General features: G+C 61.6%; 18 protein-coding genes. 7 read left to right on the forward strand and 11 right to left on the reverse strand.

The features are described 5' to 3' along the window. Positions 1-20 precede the first annotated feature (20 nt). From QN219_RS18390 to QN219_RS18400, 3 genes are all read right to left on the reverse strand, one after another. On the reverse strand, positions 21-1,274 hold the full coding sequence (locus QN219_RS18390) for a HAMP domain-containing sensor histidine kinase (protein ID WP_284001255.1): 1,254 nt from the start codon (positions 1,272-1,274) through the stop codon (positions 21-23). A 125-nt stretch (positions 1,275-1,399) separates the two neighbouring features. Beyond that, positions 1,400-2,098 (reverse strand): response regulator transcription factor, encoded by a 699-nt coding sequence (locus QN219_RS18395; RefSeq protein ID WP_284001256.1) that lies wholly within the window; start codon positions 2,096-2,098, stop codon positions 1,400-1,402. Between the two features lie 118 nt (positions 2,099-2,216). Further along, the gene (locus QN219_RS18400; RefSeq protein WP_284001257.1) at positions 2,217-2,765 is read right to left on the reverse strand and encodes a Spy/CpxP family protein refolding chaperone; all 549 of its coding nucleotides are present in this window, start codon (positions 2,763-2,765) and stop codon (positions 2,217-2,219) included. A 172-nt stretch (positions 2,766-2,937) separates the two neighbouring features. Between QN219_RS18400 and QN219_RS18405 the strand changes: the two genes are divergently transcribed. Then, positions 2,938-3,666, forward strand: a complete 729-nt coding sequence (locus QN219_RS18405; protein WP_284001258.1) for a TetR/AcrR family transcriptional regulator — start codon at positions 2,938-2,940, stop codon at positions 3,664-3,666. Here the strand turns inward: QN219_RS18405 and QN219_RS18410 are convergent. Further along, positions 3,575-5,485, reverse strand: a complete 1,911-nt coding sequence (locus tag QN219_RS18410) for an adenylate/guanylate cyclase domain-containing protein (protein WP_284001259.1) — start codon at positions 5,483-5,485, stop codon at positions 3,575-3,577. The two genes, QN219_RS18405 and QN219_RS18410, sit on opposite strands and share 92 nt — an antisense overlap. Positions 5,486-5,667: 182 nt before the next feature. On the opposite strand from QN219_RS18410, the gene QN219_RS18415 reads away from it, so the two are divergent. Then, on the forward strand, positions 5,668-5,796 hold the full coding sequence (locus QN219_RS18415; protein ID WP_284001260.1) for a hypothetical protein: 129 nt from the start codon (positions 5,668-5,670) through the stop codon (positions 5,794-5,796). 450 nt (positions 5,797-6,246) lie between these two features. On the opposite strand, the gene QN219_RS18420 is transcribed toward QN219_RS18415, so the two are convergent. Continuing rightward, on the reverse strand, positions 6,247-6,687 hold the full coding sequence (locus QN219_RS18420) for a YetF domain-containing protein (protein WP_284001261.1): 441 nt from the start codon (positions 6,685-6,687) through the stop codon (positions 6,247-6,249). A 111-nt stretch (positions 6,688-6,798) separates the two neighbouring features. Beyond that, positions 6,799-7,299: a hypothetical protein gene (locus QN219_RS18425; RefSeq protein WP_284001262.1), complete on the reverse strand. Its 501-nt coding sequence runs from the start codon at positions 7,297-7,299 to the stop codon at positions 6,799-6,801. A gap of 239 nt (positions 7,300-7,538) precedes the next feature. Between QN219_RS18425 and QN219_RS18430 the strand changes: the two genes are divergently transcribed. Further along, positions 7,539-7,700, forward strand: coding sequence for a Thivi_2564 family membrane protein (locus QN219_RS18430; RefSeq protein ID WP_173512156.1), 162 nt, complete (start codon positions 7,539-7,541; stop codon positions 7,698-7,700). Positions 7,701-7,819: 119 nt separating this feature from the next. Then, positions 7,820-8,083 (forward strand): hypothetical protein, encoded by a 264-nt coding sequence (locus tag QN219_RS18435; RefSeq protein WP_173512503.1) that lies wholly within the window; start codon positions 7,820-7,822, stop codon positions 8,081-8,083. Positions 8,084-8,104: 21 nt separating this feature from the next. Here QN219_RS18435 and QN219_RS18440 read toward each other — a convergent pair whose 3' ends face one another. Together QN219_RS18440 and QN219_RS18445 are read right to left on the reverse strand one after the other, a co-directional pair. Further along, positions 8,105-8,383 carry a hypothetical protein gene (locus tag QN219_RS18440; RefSeq protein WP_284001263.1) on the reverse strand — a complete coding sequence of 93 codons (279 nt, stop codon included), beginning with the start codon at positions 8,381-8,383 and terminating at the stop codon, positions 8,105-8,107. Between the two features lie 553 nt (positions 8,384-8,936). Further along, a complete protein-coding gene (locus tag QN219_RS18445; RefSeq protein WP_284001264.1) occupies positions 8,937-9,176 on the reverse strand; it encodes a DUF982 domain-containing protein in 240 nt (79 codons plus the stop codon). Between the two features lie 251 nt (positions 9,177-9,427). On the opposite strand from QN219_RS18445, the gene QN219_RS18450 reads away from it, so the two are divergent. From QN219_RS18450 to QN219_RS18460, 3 genes are read left to right on the forward strand one after another with little or no spacing between them, the layout of a single operon-like run. Further along, positions 9,428-9,655 (forward strand): hypothetical protein, encoded by a 228-nt coding sequence (locus QN219_RS18450; protein ID WP_284001265.1) that lies wholly within the window; start codon positions 9,428-9,430, stop codon positions 9,653-9,655. A gap of 16 nt (positions 9,656-9,671) precedes the next feature. Continuing rightward, positions 9,672-10,772 (forward strand): glycosyltransferase family 4 protein, encoded by a 1,101-nt coding sequence (locus QN219_RS18455; protein ID WP_284001266.1) that lies wholly within the window; start codon positions 9,672-9,674, stop codon positions 10,770-10,772. A 24-nt stretch (positions 10,773-10,796) separates the two neighbouring features. After that, positions 10,797-12,992 carry an amylo-alpha-1,6-glucosidase gene (locus tag QN219_RS18460; protein WP_284001267.1) on the forward strand — a complete coding sequence of 732 codons (2,196 nt, stop codon included), beginning with the start codon at positions 10,797-10,799 and terminating at the stop codon, positions 12,990-12,992. 65 nt (positions 12,993-13,057) lie between these two features. On the opposite strand, the gene QN219_RS18465 is transcribed toward QN219_RS18460, so the two are convergent. From QN219_RS18465 to QN219_RS18475, 3 genes are all read right to left on the reverse strand, one after another. Beyond that, complete coding sequence (locus tag QN219_RS18465; protein WP_284001268.1) at positions 13,058-13,837, reverse strand: ATP-dependent Clp protease proteolytic subunit; 780 nt, start codon at positions 13,835-13,837, stop codon at positions 13,058-13,060. Continuing rightward, a complete protein-coding gene (locus QN219_RS18470; RefSeq protein WP_284001269.1) occupies positions 13,824-15,131 on the reverse strand; it encodes a hypothetical protein in 1,308 nt (435 codons plus the stop codon). The genes QN219_RS18465 and QN219_RS18470 overlap by 14 nt, the downstream gene beginning before the upstream one ends. Positions 15,132-15,427: 296 nt before the next feature. Further along, entirely contained in the window at positions 15,428-15,778 is a 351-nt protein-coding gene (locus tag QN219_RS18475) for a cyclophilin-like fold protein (protein WP_405052168.1), read from the reverse strand. Positions 15,779-15,815 lie beyond the last annotated feature (37 nt).

Genomic DNA, 15,815 nt, shown 5'->3' on the forward strand with positions numbered 1-15,815 from the left:
GGGCGGCATCCTTCAGTGCATCATCGGGCGACCCGATGCACCGGAAGCGTCACGACGAAGCACGCGCCGCCGCCGGAAGGAGGTTCGTAACGGACCGCGCCGCCATGACGTTCGGCGATCTGGCGCACCAGCGCCAGCCCCAAGCCCCAGCCACCCGTCGCCTCGCTGCGCCCCGAGGGCCGGTAGAACGGCTCGAAAACGCGGGCGCTCTCGCTATCCGGTATGCCCGGGCCGTGGTCGCGGACCCTGAGTTCCACCATGCCGCCCGCCCGCGCGACAGTGGCTGTGACAGGTGGTCCACCGTGGCGCAGCGCGTTCTGCATGAGATTGCGCACGAGCCTGCCGATAAGGCGCGCATCGCCCTTGACAGTCGCCGGCGAGCCGGAGACTTCGACGCCGTTGCGCGCCCCCTCTTCCGAGACGAGGGCCAGGAGGTCGACGGACTCGGGCGCATCGAGCTTCTCGACATGGTCGAGCCTGCTCGCCATCAGGATCTCCTCGACCAGCGTGTCGAGCTCGGCGAGATTGCGGACGATCTCCGCCTTGCGGCTCTCGTCCGGCGCCTGCTCATAGAGGTCGATCGCCATGCGCAGGCGCGCAAGCGGCGAGCGCAATTCGTGGCTGGCATTGGCGAGCAGAGCGCGGTGTGACTTGATCAGCCGCTCGACATGATCGGCGGCCTTGTTGAAGCTCTTCGCCACCGCCGCGACCTCGTCGCTGCCGTCCTCCGGCACACGCGCCACGAAATCGCCCCTGCCCCAGGCATCCACCCCCCCGCGTAACCGCTCCAGCCGGCGGGTAAGGTGACGCACGACGGGATAGGCGGCGAGCCCGATGACGCCGGCGATCAACGCCAGATAGGCGAGCGGATTGCGGCCGGCCGGGCGGAAAGGCCGCTCCATGCGCGCGGCTACTGCGCGACCGTCGGGTAGCTCGGTCACCATGATGTGAAAGTTGCCCCTGCCGTGGTGCCACGGCCGCTCGATAATGTCGTGTGGGAGCGGACGGCCGGCGCTGGCGATCAGCTTGCCGCCCGGGTCGTAGACCGCTATGTCGGCGTCGAAGGCCCGTGAAAACCGCTCTAACGTCGCCTCGACCGACCGCCGGTCCATATCGGGCGGAATCAGCGCGGTGACAAACCGCGCGCGTTGGCTCTGCCAACTCAACTCCTCCTCGCCCTGCCCCAGCCACACGAAGGCCGCGCTGGCGACAGCGACCGCCGCAAGGCTTGCCAGCAGCGTCAGGTATATTTTCAGAAACAGCCGACTGCGCATCACTCTAGGTCTCTGCTTTGATGCATGTCATTGCCCCAAGACCGCTGCACACTTTGGGCGACATGCATCCCTGGCTTTACGCATGTCGTCGCCCCAAAACCGCTGCACACTTTGGGCGACATGCTTTACCTCTCGTCGTCCTGGAAACGAGCGAAGACATAGCCGGCGCCGCGCACGGTAATGATACGCCTCGGATGCTTGGGATCGTTCTCGATGGCCGCCCTGATGCGTGATATGTGGACATCGATGGAGCGGTCGAACGCATCCAGCTCTTCGCCCTTCACCGCATCCATCAACTGCTCGCGCGACAGCGTGCGGCCGGCATTTTCGGCGAGCGCCACAAGCAGGTCGAACTGGTAACTGGTCAGCGCACATTCACGGCCGTCGATCCGGACCGAGCGGGATCCCGGATCGATCTCCAGCCGCCCGAAGCGAAAGGTCCGCGAAACCGCCGCGCTACCGTTGCGGCGGCGCAGGATCGCCTTCAGCCGCGCCAGCAGTTCACGCGGATTGAAAGGCTTGGGCAGATAGTCGTCGGCTCCAAGCTCCAGCCCGATGATGCGGTCTGTCTCTTCGCCCTTGGCCGTGAGCATCAGGATCGGCACGTCTGAGACGGCGCGCATGCGCCGGCAGGTTTCGAAGCCGTCGAGGTCCGGCAGCATGACGTCGAGGATCACGACATCAGGCGCACGGCGACCGAGGTCGGTAAGGCCCGACGTAGCCGTCGCTGCGGTGTGGACGGTGTAGCCGTTTCCGGAGAGGTAGTCGGCGAGCATGGCGGATAGGCGCGTGTCGTCGTCAACGATCAAGACCCGTTCCGCCATTTCTTGCGCTCCGTTTGAGTTGCCTACAGCAGGCCCGTCCTATCAGACGCGCAAAGGTCGCTGTAGCACTTTGAATTGTTGCATGTTCTTAAGGAAACATGCAGTAGCCGAGCAAGTCTTACCACCGGCCGTGGCCCCTGCGCTCCTTCAAATGCTCGACGAGCTTGGCGCGCTGCTGCGGCGTCAGCGCCTCCGCCGCGTCGAGGAGCGCAGTCGTCATCTTGCGCGAGGCCTCGTCGATGGCCGCAATGCGCTCACTGCGCAGTTTCTCGGCTGCCGCGCGGTCGATGGTCGACGCGCCGAGGAGCTCGATAACCTCCTCACGCGTCTCGCGGAAGTCCCGGAAAGTCGGCCTGATCTCGGAGCGCGCCTTGTCGATGATATCCCAAAGCTTGTCTTCCTGCTCGGGTGTCGCATCGAGTTCGTCGAGCACGGAGCCGATCCGGTGTTCCATAAAGCCACCTCCCATATGCGCGTGCATCATCTGGCTACCCATGCCGAAGCGACCCATGCCGAAGCCGAAATCGTCGCTGCGCGCGGCTGCATAACCGATTCCCCCGACAACCGTGACGGCTGCGAGACCGCCGATCGCGGCGCGCCGACCCCAGCCCTTCGAAGCGGGTTCGCTGGCGGTCGGGCTCGACAGGTTCTTGTCATCGTTTTCCATCGTTAGTCTCCTTTCACTCCGCAGCGCCTGCTGCAATGGAGGAAAGCTAACTGAGCGACGTTTCGAGCGTTCTGGGCGAATGTAAAGAAATGTAAAGCCGGAGTGGCCCGCGAAATCATGGGCCGTTCTCGCGCATCAGATCGAAAGCGGTCTTTATCGGCGATGTCCTTCGGTGGCTTCTGTCCACCGCCCCGTTTCAATTCGCATGCGTCAGCGCGGCCACGAGCTTGGCATCCAGGCGACGTCCGTTCGCGCCGTCGCCGCGCGCGCTGGGGTGTCGAACGGTTTGATTCGGCATCATTTCGACGCCAAGGCGAACTTGATCGTCGCCGCCTATCGCAGGACGATCGAGCTCATAACTGCTGCATCGATGCGGGAGCTGACCTCAACCGAGGGCACACCGCATGAACGCCTTCGCCGCTTCATCGTCGCGACCCTGGATGCTCCCGCCTCGGACTACAGGATGCTTTCTCTCTGGGCCACGTTCGTGAGCCAAAGCAGGGTCGATCCGCTGATCGCGGCCGTGCGTGACCAGAGCTATCTGGACCTGCGGCGCGCCACCGAACCTCTGATAGCAGCCGTCTTCGAAGCAGAAGGCCGGCCGCTTTCCGCCGGCGAGGTAGAAAACACGACCATCATCGTCCACGCCGTCCTTGATGGGTTGTGGATTGAGGCGTGCTTGAATGAAACGCCGAGCGGTGTCGAGAAGCTGATTCAGTTGGGAATCACTCGATTGCAAAGCTCTTGGATGTCCGGCTGTAATCCCGTCACTGGATGGGTGAACGCCAACAACACGCGGCGGTCCGCCCCTATAGCAATGGTCCAAGGCGCGGGTAAACGAAGCCACTCGTTACGTCCGGGGCCCTCGCCTCTGCAAGCTGCGAGAGAAACTGGTCCATGAGCGGGGAGGCGCCGAAGCGACGATTGGCGCGCTCATCCGCAAGTGAAAACTCAGGTTTCACATCCGTCAGCCGCGCCATAGTGCGCTGCGCTCCTTGCACGTCTCCACGCTGGCTCTGGACCGCCGTGTGTATCAGCAGGCAGTCTGCCTCGCCCGGCGCACGGATCAGGCATTCCCGCAAGACCTGGTCGGCTTCGTCGAGACGGCCGGCAGCGTAGAGTGCCTGGCCGTAGACATAGGTGTAGTATTCTGGCGCCATGGGATGCAGCCGGCGCGCCCGCTCGGCGTTGCGTACCGCCTCGTCATAGCTGCCGAATCGCACCTGCGCCTTCGCCAGCGCCATCAGGCTGTCCGGATCGTTCGGATTGAGCTCGACCGAGCGTTGTGCAGCCTGCATGGCACCTGCGTAGTCGCCGGTAACCGAGAGGCCGAAACTGAGGACCTGATAGCCGACAGCGAGATTTGGATCGAGCCGAACGGCCTGGCGCGTCTCGCTGAGACCCGTTTCCACGTCAGTCATGGTCGCCCTGCCGCTGATTTTCTGCGCGAAGTCGACGATATATGTCATTCCGAGATTGGCGCGCGCAGCAGCGTAGCCGGGATCAAGCTCGAGGGCCCGGTGAAGCAGCGCACGGGCGGCAATCAGCGCTTCGGCATCCTTCGACCCGTGTTTGTAGCGGTCACGCGCCTGGAGGACGAGGTCGTAGGCCTGAAGGTTTTCGGTTGGGCGTTCAGCCGCATTCGAGACCTCCGATTCACGAACATAGGACACAAGATGCGACACGATCTCGGCCGTCAGGTCGGTCTGGACCGAGAAGATGTCCTCGACGCGGCGGTCATAACTGCGAGACCAAAGATGCGCGCCGCTGCGCGCGTCGATCAACTGTGCCACTACACGAAGCTGGTCGCCGGAGCGTCGGGCACTGCCTTCCACCACATAGCCTGCCCCCAGTCTTTCCCCGATTCTGCGGATGTCCTCCGCCTGACCGCGCAGGGCGAAGGTCGAATTGCGTGCGATCACCTGAAGTTCGGGATTGCGCGCAAGATTGGCGATGATGTCCTCGGTCAGCCCGTCGGCGAAATAGTCCTGGTCGGCTTCGCCACTCATATTGTCAAAGGGCAGCACCGCGACAGCCGGCCGGGCATCTGCAGGCTCGGCGCCTGACAGGCGCAGAATACTGTCGCTGATATCCGCGCGGATTGCCCTCAATGCGGGCATTTGGGGCAAGGCGGCGACAAGGACAAGCGCTGTCACCCCCGCCGCGTAAGGCAAAGCAGCTCGACCACGACCAATCCGCCGTATCCAGTTCCGGCCGCTGCCTTGGCCGGGCTCGATCCGAACGGCATAGACGGCAAGCGGCTCGCGTATGTTCTTGGCCTGCCTTCTCCCGACACTGTAGAAAAGTTTGCTGCGGCTCCGGTCGGCGCTACGGACCACCGCCTCGCTGACGAAAATGCTGGCTGGTTCGGCCATGGCCTCCAGCCGGGAAGCGACGTTCACGCCATCACCGAACATGTCGCCATTGTCTTCTATAACGTCGCCGAGGTTGATGCCGAGACGCATGTCAAACGGCTGCTCGAGGAATCCGTTCTGGATTTCGATCGCCGCATCGAGGGCCTCGTTGACGCTCGGGAAAGTCGCGAGAAAGCCGTCCCCGGTCGTCTTGAATGTTCGACCCCCGTGTTTCTCAACGGTAGGGATGATCAGTCCGCTGAACGCCGCGCGCAATGCGGCGTAGGTCGAGGATTCATCCTCGGACATCAGGCGCGTGTAGCCGACGATATCGCCTGCTACGATTGCTGCGAGTTTGCGTTCCATCACGACCCTCGGCAGTCCTCACAAGCATCTATAGTGAGCAATCCTTGCCCGTCCACTCAAAACTCTGTGTGGAAGCGCCCGCCCTGCGTTAGCAGCCCGGCGTCCGGCTGGTCGCCTCAGGAACATTTCTGGAGCCCTCGGGTTCTATCCTTGCAAGGAACAAAGGACGAAAGGAAGCGAGAATGGGTACGCCGACCGAAGTCATCCTGCAGCAGGAGCTGTCGATGGCACAATGGCTCGGCGAACATACCGCCGCGATCACCCGCAAGTTGCTCGATTTCGACCAGCAAGGTCGGACCGCCAAGCATTAGCGGAGCCGGTTCGGGGCAGGAAGGGATCTCCATGGAAGCCGCTTTGCTGATTGTTGTCATGGCATCACCGCTCGAGGTGGCATTGACGCTGTTGTGGTTCGGGCCACTGCGCGGAGAGCAAACAAGGCCACCGAAACATTCAGCGATTTGGGGCCATACGCCGCAAACCGCCGGTAGCGACGAAGTGCAGCAGGTGCCTCATCGCCCCGCATTCCGCAAACGCTTACATGGTCGAGCGCGCGCAAGATCCGGCGCCATCGGAGCAGCGAGAAGCCTGACGCTGCCTTACGCCTGAAGTCGCGACTCTTTCTGCGGTCGCAGCGGTAACGCCACTTTGGCGGGGACGTCACCTTTCCGCTGAACCGGCTCGAACGGAATGAATGCGACTGGGCTCCGCCGGCTGAGGGTCAGACCCTGCTGTTTGGTGGCTCGCCGGGTACTCCGATGCCCCTATTGGGGTATGATGCTGATGCCCCCATCCGCTTCGAGAATAGCGAACTTGATCTGGTCGAGCCGCGCCAGGCCGTGCTGCTCCCGCGCGGCAGCCAGCACCTCCTCCAGGTCCACCCTCGCTCGTTTCAATGCATGCGTGTCGATATTACCTTCCGCGATGAGAACGGTGGGCGTACCGTCCAGAAGCAAGGCCACCTTGGGCATCGACTGCTTCACATAGGACAAGAGAATGTCGAGGCCGAAGAGAGTGAGTATGAGAACGGTCGCGTTCGTGATGGAGAAGTCTTCTCCCAACAGCGCCTGTTGAGTCGTCTCGGCAATGATAAGTAGCAGCACAAAATCAAAAGTCGTCATCTGCGCGACGGTGCGTCGGCCGGAAAGGCGCAGCACGATGAGCAAGATGAAGTATATAGCGGCGCCGCGGGCAACAGATTCCATGCGATCACTCCTAGAGCAATTCCAGGAAAGTGTGTAACGGCTTTCCGTCAGGAATTGCGTCATTTCAAAGGGTTAGATCACTGCACTGTTTCAATGAAACAATGAAATGATCTAGGGCCAAACAACCGTCCGAACGGTTTGAACAGGCTCCCGGTTTACCCCCACCCGATAATCGGCGATGCCGGGCCGGTGAGGTCGAACGTTGAGAGTGAGCAAGACGTCCTGCCCCGGTACCGAGCGGAAGTGGTAGGTCGTGCCATGGTCGCCCGCTTCGGCGGAGACCGGCGTCGGGTGGATCGCCTCCACCCGGAAGCTCCGAAAGAATTCCTGACTGATCGTGACCTTCGGACCCGGCCCTCGCGCTGACAGCAATGCTGTTATGGCCTCAGGCGCTTCCCAGCGGCTGAAACGAGGAAACTCAGCGGTGCCTTCCTGGAAGCGGATAGCTTGTTTCGAGAATATCCCACCCGAGCCGGTGACGCCGAAGATGACGAGAACGAGGACGCCAGCAAATCCCAACCATGCAAGCCTTTCGGCACTCCAGAATGCTTCCTGGAACTGCCGATGCTCTTCGACCTGCAGCCCATCGCTGCGAACTTGCGGTTCGTTCAACGGCATCACTCCTCAGGAGCGCAAAACGTCGAGACAAGGATGAATGTTCCCTTGGCCGGTCTCCGCCGGCATCGACGAAGCGTGGAGGGCCGGCAACGGCGCCCGTACCCTGCGCAGCCGCGCTCGATGCCGAGACGGAAACAGACACGAGCGACATGGGTCGTATGTGTGCCATCACTTGCTTTTTGTTCCACCTCTCATAGTTGAAGCTCCATGCACCAAGCATTCGAGGCGGTTACATGTCGATACTGATCAGCATCCTGATTACCTTTCTCGTCGTCATTCTCGTGCTCTACCTCGTGAACCGCCTCCCGATCGAGGGGCGCACCAAGCAACTCGTTCAGGCCATCGTGATCATCATCGGCATCTTGTCGCTGCTGAGATATCTGGCGGTGTTCTGACGAGCCAAGCGCTGGAGAGGACAGGCGGTTCGTTCGCCATCGGCCTTCACGGTGCACGGCACCTTCCTGCACTCGCAAGCCAGCAATCGCGTTTGCCCAGGAACATGTTATAAATGGCAATGGCTGAAAACGAACAGCAGTACGAGTTTTCTGAATTCTCCGGCGAATTTGTCGATGACGGCGTGATGGTCATTATCGGTATTTATCGCCCGGCGGGCACAAACGGCGATTGGACGCTCGAGGTCGTCGATCAAGAAGGATACTCGACCGTCTGGGATGATCTGTTCGCCACCGACCGTGAAGCGTTTGAAGAATTCCTGGCGACCATCCAGCGGGACGGCATCCGCAGCTTTCTCGACCAATCCATTCACACGGTGCATTGACGCTTCACCACGCCAGCGGTCCTATTCAGAACCGTCCGCGCCAACGTCGAGGTACCGGCCAATGGACCGCAGGTAGCTGACGATCTCCAGCTTGAGAAAATCGCGATCACCGTAAATCTCGTCGATCTTCGCCAGCTTCCGCCATACTCTTTCCTGTTCAAGCGGCGGCAGGTCGGCCTCCCCGATGAGGTATTTGTCGTGACCTACGGCGCAGATATTGCAACCGGTCTTGATGACGTCGTCGACGAAGTCGGGAATCTCACTCGCCTTCATCAGCTTATGCTTGATATGCTCCGCCATGGAGATTACTCCCGTTCACAATCGATACCGGCCTCTGGGCCGCGCCGTCGTCACATTTGCCGCCAGTCCGCGCAAGGACCACCTGCCGGCTAACTCGCCAGAGTGCGTAGCCGCCGTACCGTGACGTTAAAATCTTGAACAGCCGGGATCAGTTCCGCACTCCTGTTGATACTGCTCATCCAGGCTCCGGAGGGAGAAGAGCAAGCGCGCCTGATTGGGTCTCTTAAGCGTGGAACGATTCAACCGAGGGCAAGTTTGGAAAGTGTCGCGATCCCAAGCGACAACCAGCCGGCTCCGACGCTGCCGTCGAGATTGGAGTCGGCAACGAGCGATGCCCGCGCATTTACCTCCCTAAGCCGCGGGCATCGCTCAACGCATTGTTTGCAATCGACGGCTAAACGCTTCTGAAGGTCTCGAAAGCGCCAAGGGGCTTCACTTACGCAGCTACTGATTAGGTCGAGCGCCCAGAGCTGGCTGGTGATCAATGGACGAAGCTCCAAGGCATTCGCATTCTCGCGGGAGTTGCTGCGCCAACCGTCGGTTCGGATGGATCTCAGTCGCACTGGAATGAGGCTTCAATCGCCGCGGCAACAAAGGCTTGGCGGGAGAGCGCCAGGTCTCCCCTCATCTCCAAGGCAGCGTAGCAACGGTTCCTTGCGCGTTCATAGAACCAGCCGCCGCCTTCCGGCCACTCCGAAAGGCACTGCAGCGCCTCGTGAGGACCGTTGATGCAGCGCTCGCGGCCGCCGAAATTGCCTACCTTTACGGGCTTGTCCCACAGGAATTCCTGCATGGCTCCCTCCATGGTTTGCGCAAGAACGTTTTCGGAGCTTCGTTGTTCCTGAAGCTGACATCTCCATTGCGGAACATTGCCTCGTCGGGGCTGTTTGACGTCTGCACATTCAGATGAAGGGCGGAAATACCGTCCGGGACGAGGCCCGAGCCGAAGCTCCCACGAAAGCTTGGCGGCGCCTCCGATAAGGTCAGGAATGTGCGGAAGACGGTGCCACCATTACGGTTGCCCCCAAACGCGAGATTCACGCGATGGCAGATGCCGCAAACGACCGCCCACATTTTCCCACAGCAACCAGCCCTCTGTTCGGGCTTGGGCTCGCCGACTTCCTTGATGGAATCGTGCTGCATCAGTTGCTTCGCGGCTGTCGTCTGCTGACCAGTGGCGTTCATCCGCTGGCTGCCTGGAAACTAAGGCCCCTGCTGCTCCAGCATCGGAATCCCGGCCTGCGCGTGATTCATCGTCTAAACCTCACTTGATGACGGACGTTTGCCCATGAAGATCGCGCAGATTGCACCCCTATTCGAACGCATCCCACCGAAGCTCTACGGCGGAACGGAGCGGGTCGTTTACAACCTGACAGAAGAGCTCGTTGCGCAAGGCCATGAGGTTACGCTCTTTGCGAGCGGAGATTCCACGACGTCAGCTAAGCTCGTTCCCTGCTCGAACATGGCGCTGAGATTGAACCCTGCCGTTCAGGACCCGATTCCCTACCATATGATGTTGCTCGAAGAAGTGCGCAGGCAAGCGGAGAGCTTTGATGTCCTGCACTTCCATATTGACCTCCTCCACTTCCCCCTCATTCGGAGCCTCGCAAGGAAGACGGTGACGACGCTGCACGGTAGGCTTGACCTGCCCGACCTCAAGCCGTTCTACGCTTCCTTCCCGGATATTCCCCTGGTTTCGATTTCGGACGACCAGCGAAAGCCAATGCCCCCCGTCAATTGGGTCGCCACGGTGCATCACGGGCTGGCGCCTGAAGTGCTGCCGTTCACCAGCGCTCCGAAGGGCGATTATCTCGCCTTCCTTGGGCGCATCTCGCCGGAAAAGCGGCCAGATCGCGCCATCGAAATTGCTGCCCGGGTTGATATGCCGCTCAAGATCGCCGCCAAGGTCGACAAGGTCGACGAGCCCTATTGGCGCAATGAGATCGAACCGCTTGTCCAACAGCACGCGAACGTCGAGTTCATTGGAGAAATCAATGAGCAGCAGAAGGCCGAATTCCTCGGAAATGCGCGCGCCCTGCTATTTCCGATCGACTGGCCGGAACCCTTCGGACTGGTGATGATCGAGGCGATGGCCTGCGGCACGCCGGTGGTCGCCTTCCGCTGCGGCTCGGCGCCCGAAGTCATCGACCACGGCGTCTCGGGCTTCCTCGTCGACAGCATGGAGGAGGCGGTGAAGGCGGTCCAGGATCTAGACCGCATCGATCGTCGCACTGTCCGGGCGACGTTCGAGGAGCGGTTCACGGCACGGCGCATGGCGAACGACTATCTCGACATCTATCGCGGCCTGACGGGCGAGCGTCAAAAGGTCATGCCGATCCATGCGACGGACGAAAGCGGCGTCCGCACTGCCTTCACCAGGGTCGCCTGAGCTGATGTAACGGAGATCGAACCTATGGGAGCCGATATCTACGGGGGGCCGGCCGAAGCCCTCCCCGACGAAGCAAATACGGTGCCTGCAGCAGTTTCGCGCTACGAGCGGACCTCGCGATCCTTGAAGCACGGCGACACCTTCGCCGTGTTCGACCACAATGGCGATGCGCTCTCCTCTCCGTCCAATCCGGAGGGGATCTTCCACCGCGACACCCGGCATCTTTCGCAGTTCGTGCTGACGTTGAACGGCGTTCGGCCGCTGTTGCTGAGTTCCACGCTGCGGGACGACAATGCGACACTCGAGTGCGATCTCACCAATCCGGCGCTGGTGCTCGATGCGGGCGGCGAGGTGCTGAAGCACGATCTCATTCACGTGCGGCGCACGCGTTTCCTGTGGAAAGAGGCCTGCTACGAGCGCCTCGTGCTCCGCAACTATGACGAAATGCCGAGAACGGTGAACGCCGAGTTAGAATTTTCCGCCGACTTCGCCGATCTCTTCGAAGTACGCGGCACATCGAGGTCACGCCGCGGTAGCTATCATAGCCCGCTTGTCGGCAACGACCGCGTCTTGTTGGCCTATGACGGGCTCGATCGCCGGACCCGCAGCACGGCCCTGCGCTTCGACCCAGTGCCACAGACACTTTCTGGCGCAAAGGCGCGCTTCGTCGTCGCGCTCGCGCCTCATCAGGCGAAATCGATCTTCATCGAGATCATCTGCCATGACCGTCAGGAGAACCGGAATCCTTCCTCCTTCAACTTCTTTCTGGCGCTTCGCGACGCCAGGAGGGCGCTGCGCTACTCGTCCTCGCGCGCCGCCGCGATCGTCACCTCCAACGCAGTGTTCAACGAGGCTGTGAGACGCAGCGCCGCCGATCTCTACGTGCTGCTCACCGAAACTCCTGAAGGTCCCTACCCTTACGCGGGCATCCCCTGGTTCAGCACCGTCTTCGGCCGCGACGCGCTCATCACCGCACTCGAGACCCTGTGGCTGGACCCGGAGATCGCAAAAGGCGTGCTCAGGCATCTCGCAGCGAACCAGGCGACCCACTTCGATCCTGCCGCCGATGCGGAACCGGGCAAAATCCTGCATGAGATGCGCTACGGCGAAATGGCGGAACTCGGCGAAGTGCCTTTCCGGCGCTACTACGGCAGCATCGATTCGACGCCTCTCTTCATCATCCTTGCCGGCGCCTATCTCGATCGCACCGGCGATCTGCAGACGGTGCGAAGCCTCTGGCCACACGTGGTGGCCGCGCTCGACTGGATCGACCGTTTCGGTGACCGCGACGCCGACGGCTTCGTCGAATATGGAAGCCGGACCGCAAAGGGCCTCGTGAACCAGGGCTGGAAGGACAGCCACGATTCGATCTTTCATGCCGATGGGAGATTGGCCGAGGGGCCGATCGCGCTTGCCGAGGTACAGGCCTATGTCTTCGGCGCCTGGCAGGCGGCCGCTGGCCTTTCGCGGAAGCTCGGCCATGACGGGGACGCGATGAGGTTCGAGCAACGAGCGGAAGATCTGCGCATCCGCTTCGACAAGGCGTTCTTCGACGACGAGCTCGCGACCTATGTGCTGGCTCTCGACGGCGATAAGAATCCTTGCCGCGTCCGTTCCTCCAACGCGGGCCACGCGCTCTTCACCGGCATCGCCCTCCCCGAGCGCGCCGGAAAGGTCGTGTCGACCTTGATGGCGCAATCCTCCTTCTGCGGCTGGGGCGTGCGCACGATCGCTGCCTCGGAGGCCCGGTACAATCCGATGAGCTATCACAACGGCTCCGTCTGGCCGCACGACAACGCGCTGATTGCATCAGGCTTCGTGCGCTATGGGTTCCGTACCGAAGCGGCCAGCATCTTCGAAGGGCTATTCGCGGCATCGACCTATATAGACCTCAGACGCCTGCCGGAGCTCTTCTGCGGCTTCGCCCGCCAGCGGGCACGCGGTCCGACTTTCTACCCGGTTTCCTGTGTGCCACAGGCTTGGGCGGCAGCAGCACCGATCCATCTGCTTCAATCGATGATCGGCCTCGGTTTCGATCCCGACAGGGGACATGTGACCCTGAACGAGCCGACGCTCCCACCGTTTCTCGACGAGGTCGTGCTGACACGCCTGCGGACCAGTTCGGGGCTCGTCGACGTAGCGCTGAGGCGCGCGAGATCCCAGGTCGTTGTCGATGTACTGGAACGGAAGGGACAAGTGAAGGTAACGACGACGCACTGACGCCGCACAAGGCGCCGAGATTGTGTCAGTGAAATGATCTAAGCCGCGGCGGACTGCGGGAAGGCTTAACTCTTCTTCTTGGCAGTTGCGACCGGCTCGGTGGTCAGCTTGAAATCGGCCATCTCCTTCGCCGTCAGGTAATAGAGTCGGTCCGGCGGCGTTTCGAGGGCATTGATCCAGAGCCCGGCGCCAATGCCCATTGCATCGAAATGGCGGGCGACCCGGGCGGTGGTGGATTGCGCGGTTGACATGGCCTGTTCTGATGTCGACCGGTTCTTGCTGCCGTTGAAAAACTGGTGCACGCCGACCACCGCATCCTTTTCAGCCAGGCGCCCCACGCCGCCGGCAAAGACGATCGGGCAGGAGGAGGCGCAGAGGGCTTTTGACGCCACTTTGGTGTTGAGCTTCATTTCGCGGATCAGTTTCGAAATGGCCAGCGCGTCTTCCACCGAGCCGCCCGGGGAATTGAGCGCCACCGTCTTTACATATTCGCCGCGCGCCTCGATCTCCCGGGCGAAGCGCGCTCCTGCCCCAAGGTCGATGGTGCCTTCGGCGAGCAAGACGCCGCCGGATGTGAGCTCGAACCTCATCGGCTGGCGCAGCACTTCATGGGAGCTTGCCGGTTGTACCGATGGAGCGTTGGGCATGCCCTCCGTCAGGGCCGGAGGCAGGATGGGCTCATGCATCGGGCCGAAACCCGGCAGTTCGGCGTTCATTGCCGTGATGTCGCGCATGTCGATCAGCAGGAAGACCGCCGCAGCCGACAGCAAGATGAAAAAAGCGCCGCGCATCAGCACACCGTCGTCGAGCCGCATCAGCGCCTTGAACGGCTCATCGATCCTCATGCGGCCGATCCTTGACACGCGTTCTCGGGTCGAGACTGGTTATATTGCTCGGCTCCTCGATGTTGCTTTCGGTTTTCGTCTGAGCACCGATCTCCGCGAGGTCTATCCCGTTTGCCGTTACCGCTCGCTGCACTTGCAGCGCTTGCAGAAGTTCGGCAGCCGTGATGCGCTCGGCAAAGGGCAACCTCTCCTCCTGTTTGCGGATGGCCCCGTGCACGGCGGCGAGAATGAAGACCAACACGCCCGGCAGCAGGTCGATGGAAATGGCACCAGCCCAAGCGGGAATAAAATCAGTCGCATAGCGCAACACGGCTTCGGCCGAAGACAGTGGAACGAAGCGTCGCTCCGCCACCGGGGCCCGGGTAAGGATTTCGTCGGCCGCTTCGGAGAGCACCTTGGACTGGGCTGCAACCGAAGTCCGCACCGTCTCCATCACCGTGTCCTGCCGGTTGATGAGATCGGCATCACCGCCGTCAGCCACCGGTGCGATAAAGCCGAGGGACAGGTCGTCTGCGGCGCGACGGATCGAGGGCGCGATGGAAGTCTGTCCCAGCGAGGCTATTACGCCTGTGAGCGCCACCACTTCGGAGGAAAACTGGTCGGCACGCGGTTCGATAGCACCCGGCGCGGAGACCAGCGTGCGCATGGTTTCGAGCCGCTTCTGCCCTTCGTTGAACAGCATCGTGAGCTGTTCGCGGGAGGCGTTGATGCCATTTTCGAGCTCTTTCATCTGCGCCGACATTTGCGACAGAAGCTGCACCACGCTTCCCGATCCGGTCGTGCCGGTGAGCGCTCCCGATTGCCGCTCCGAGGCGGCAAGCTGGGCGAAGCGCTCGGATGCCCGCTGGATATCGGGCAGCAGGCTCTGGGCCGCAAGCGCATTCTGGTGCGCCTGGTCGAGGTCGGCGGTATAATCCTCCACAGTTTCGGCGAGATGCTGTTCGAGCGCGGCCGAGCCTGCCAGCGCCGCCGCATTGAGCCAGCTCGACATCGCAATGATCATGGCCGCGCCCAGGGCCATCACGCCCAACATGGCGGCCCGGCCCGTGTGGGTGGTCACATGCGGATAGAAGCGGGCCATGTAGGACCAGAAGGCATAGATGCCGACGGAGACCGAGGCCGAGTAGATGATCGCCGCGAAGAAGACCGCAGTCGGCGAGCCGTCGAGAATGCTGCGTACGCCGAGATAGGTATAGACTCCCGAGGCGAGCGCCAGCACTGCAAGCGCAAAACGCGTCATGGTTTCGACGGCCGCAACGCCGTCATGCAAACGTTGGGATGCGCCGAGCGCCATGGACAAGATCTCCGCAAAGGAATGTATTCCTTAACAGAAGATGAAGAAGCGGGCGGAATAAAGGCCGCCTTTCGGTGCATTGGACCGAACATCCGCGTTCGACCTGCTGCGTTAAGATGCGCGGCGCTGTAGAGCCGCATCAAACACGGGCAGCGTTTTGATCGCGCGGCGCTCGTCCATGGCATGGTAGTCTTCCGCCACATCGATGAACGGCACTCCGCCGCGTCCTCGCAGCGGATGTCGCCCCTGCCGTGCAGGACGGTCGCTCGGACGATTTCTGCTCTTTTCAACGGATCTCAGGACTGGCGCTCGATGCGAAGCGGAAACTCGCCGCGCGTGAGCAAGGGTTCGAAGACGCCATCCAGATGGCCAAGGCGGATCAGGTCGCTTGAAGAGCGGTAGTTCCCGTAGAAGAAGGCAAGGTTGCCCCACGGGATATAGTAGCAGAGGTCGCCGGGAGCCGCATCGGGGAACGGTCCTCTGGCCTCCTCTTTGAGCTTGCGTGGAAGGTAAGCGATCTTTTCGTTGTTTGAGAAATCCGAGATCGTGAGATCGAGCGGCAGCATCGAGGTGAAGTCGCGGGCTGACGGGTTGTCGTATAGCGTCGCCGTGAAATCTTGATCGGCAAAAGCGATGCGTATCTTCATGTTCGTCTCCTTCTGAGCCCATGCAAGACGAGGCATG

Source organism: Sinorhizobium sp. 8-89 (assembly GCF_030124325.1).
Classification (GTDB): domain Bacteria; phylum Pseudomonadota; class Alphaproteobacteria; order Rhizobiales; family Rhizobiaceae; genus Sinorhizobium.

What these genes read in the sequence shown, in the direction of transcription:
- QN219_RS18470 (WP_284001269.1), bottom strand. Translation starts at nt 15,131, where the DNA reads ATGGCGCTCGGCGCATCCCAACGTTTGCATGACGGCGTTGCGGCCGTC.
- QN219_RS18450 (WP_284001265.1), top strand. Translation starts at nt 9,428, where the DNA reads ATGGCAGATGCCGCAAACGACCGCCCACATTTTCCCACAGCAACCAGC.
- QN219_RS18445 (WP_284001264.1), bottom strand. Translation starts at nt 9,176, where the DNA reads ATGCAGGAATTCCTGTGGGACAAGCCCGTAAAGGTAGGCAATTTCGGC.
- QN219_RS18455 (WP_284001266.1), top strand. Translation starts at nt 9,672, where the DNA reads ATGAAGATCGCGCAGATTGCACCCCTATTCGAACGCATCCCACCGAAG.
- QN219_RS18395 (WP_284001256.1), bottom strand. Translation starts at nt 2,098, where the DNA reads ATGGCGGAACGGGTCTTGATCGTTGACGACGACACGCGCCTATCCGCC.
- QN219_RS18460 (WP_284001267.1), top strand. Translation starts at nt 10,797, where the DNA reads ATGGGAGCCGATATCTACGGGGGGCCGGCCGAAGCCCTCCCCGACGAA.
- QN219_RS18390 (WP_284001255.1), bottom strand. Translation starts at nt 1,274, where the DNA reads ATGCGCAGTCGGCTGTTTCTGAAAATATACCTGACGCTGCTGGCAAGC.
- QN219_RS18465 (WP_284001268.1), bottom strand. Translation starts at nt 13,837, where the DNA reads ATGAGGATCGATGAGCCGTTCAAGGCGCTGATGCGGCTCGACGACGGT.
- QN219_RS18400 (WP_284001257.1), bottom strand. Translation starts at nt 2,765, where the DNA reads ATGGAAAACGATGACAAGAACCTGTCGAGCCCGACCGCCAGCGAACCC.
- QN219_RS18440 (WP_284001263.1), bottom strand. Translation starts at nt 8,383, where the DNA reads ATGGCGGAGCATATCAAGCATAAGCTGATGAAGGCGAGTGAGATTCCC.
- QN219_RS18430 (WP_173512156.1), top strand. Translation starts at nt 7,539, where the DNA reads ATGTCGATACTGATCAGCATCCTGATTACCTTTCTCGTCGTCATTCTC.
- QN219_RS18415 (WP_284001260.1), top strand. Translation starts at nt 5,668, where the DNA reads ATGGGTACGCCGACCGAAGTCATCCTGCAGCAGGAGCTGTCGATGGCA.
- QN219_RS18410 (WP_284001259.1), bottom strand. Translation starts at nt 5,485, where the DNA reads ATGGAACGCAAACTCGCAGCAATCGTAGCAGGCGATATCGTCGGCTAC.
- QN219_RS18435 (WP_173512503.1), top strand. Translation starts at nt 7,820, where the DNA reads ATGGCTGAAAACGAACAGCAGTACGAGTTTTCTGAATTCTCCGGCGAA.
- QN219_RS18475 (WP_405052168.1), bottom strand. Translation starts at nt 15,778, where the DNA reads ATGAAGATACGCATCGCTTTTGCCGATCAAGATTTCACGGCGACGCTA.
- QN219_RS18420 (WP_284001261.1), bottom strand. Translation starts at nt 6,687, where the DNA reads ATGGAATCTGTTGCCCGCGGCGCCGCTATATACTTCATCTTGCTCATC.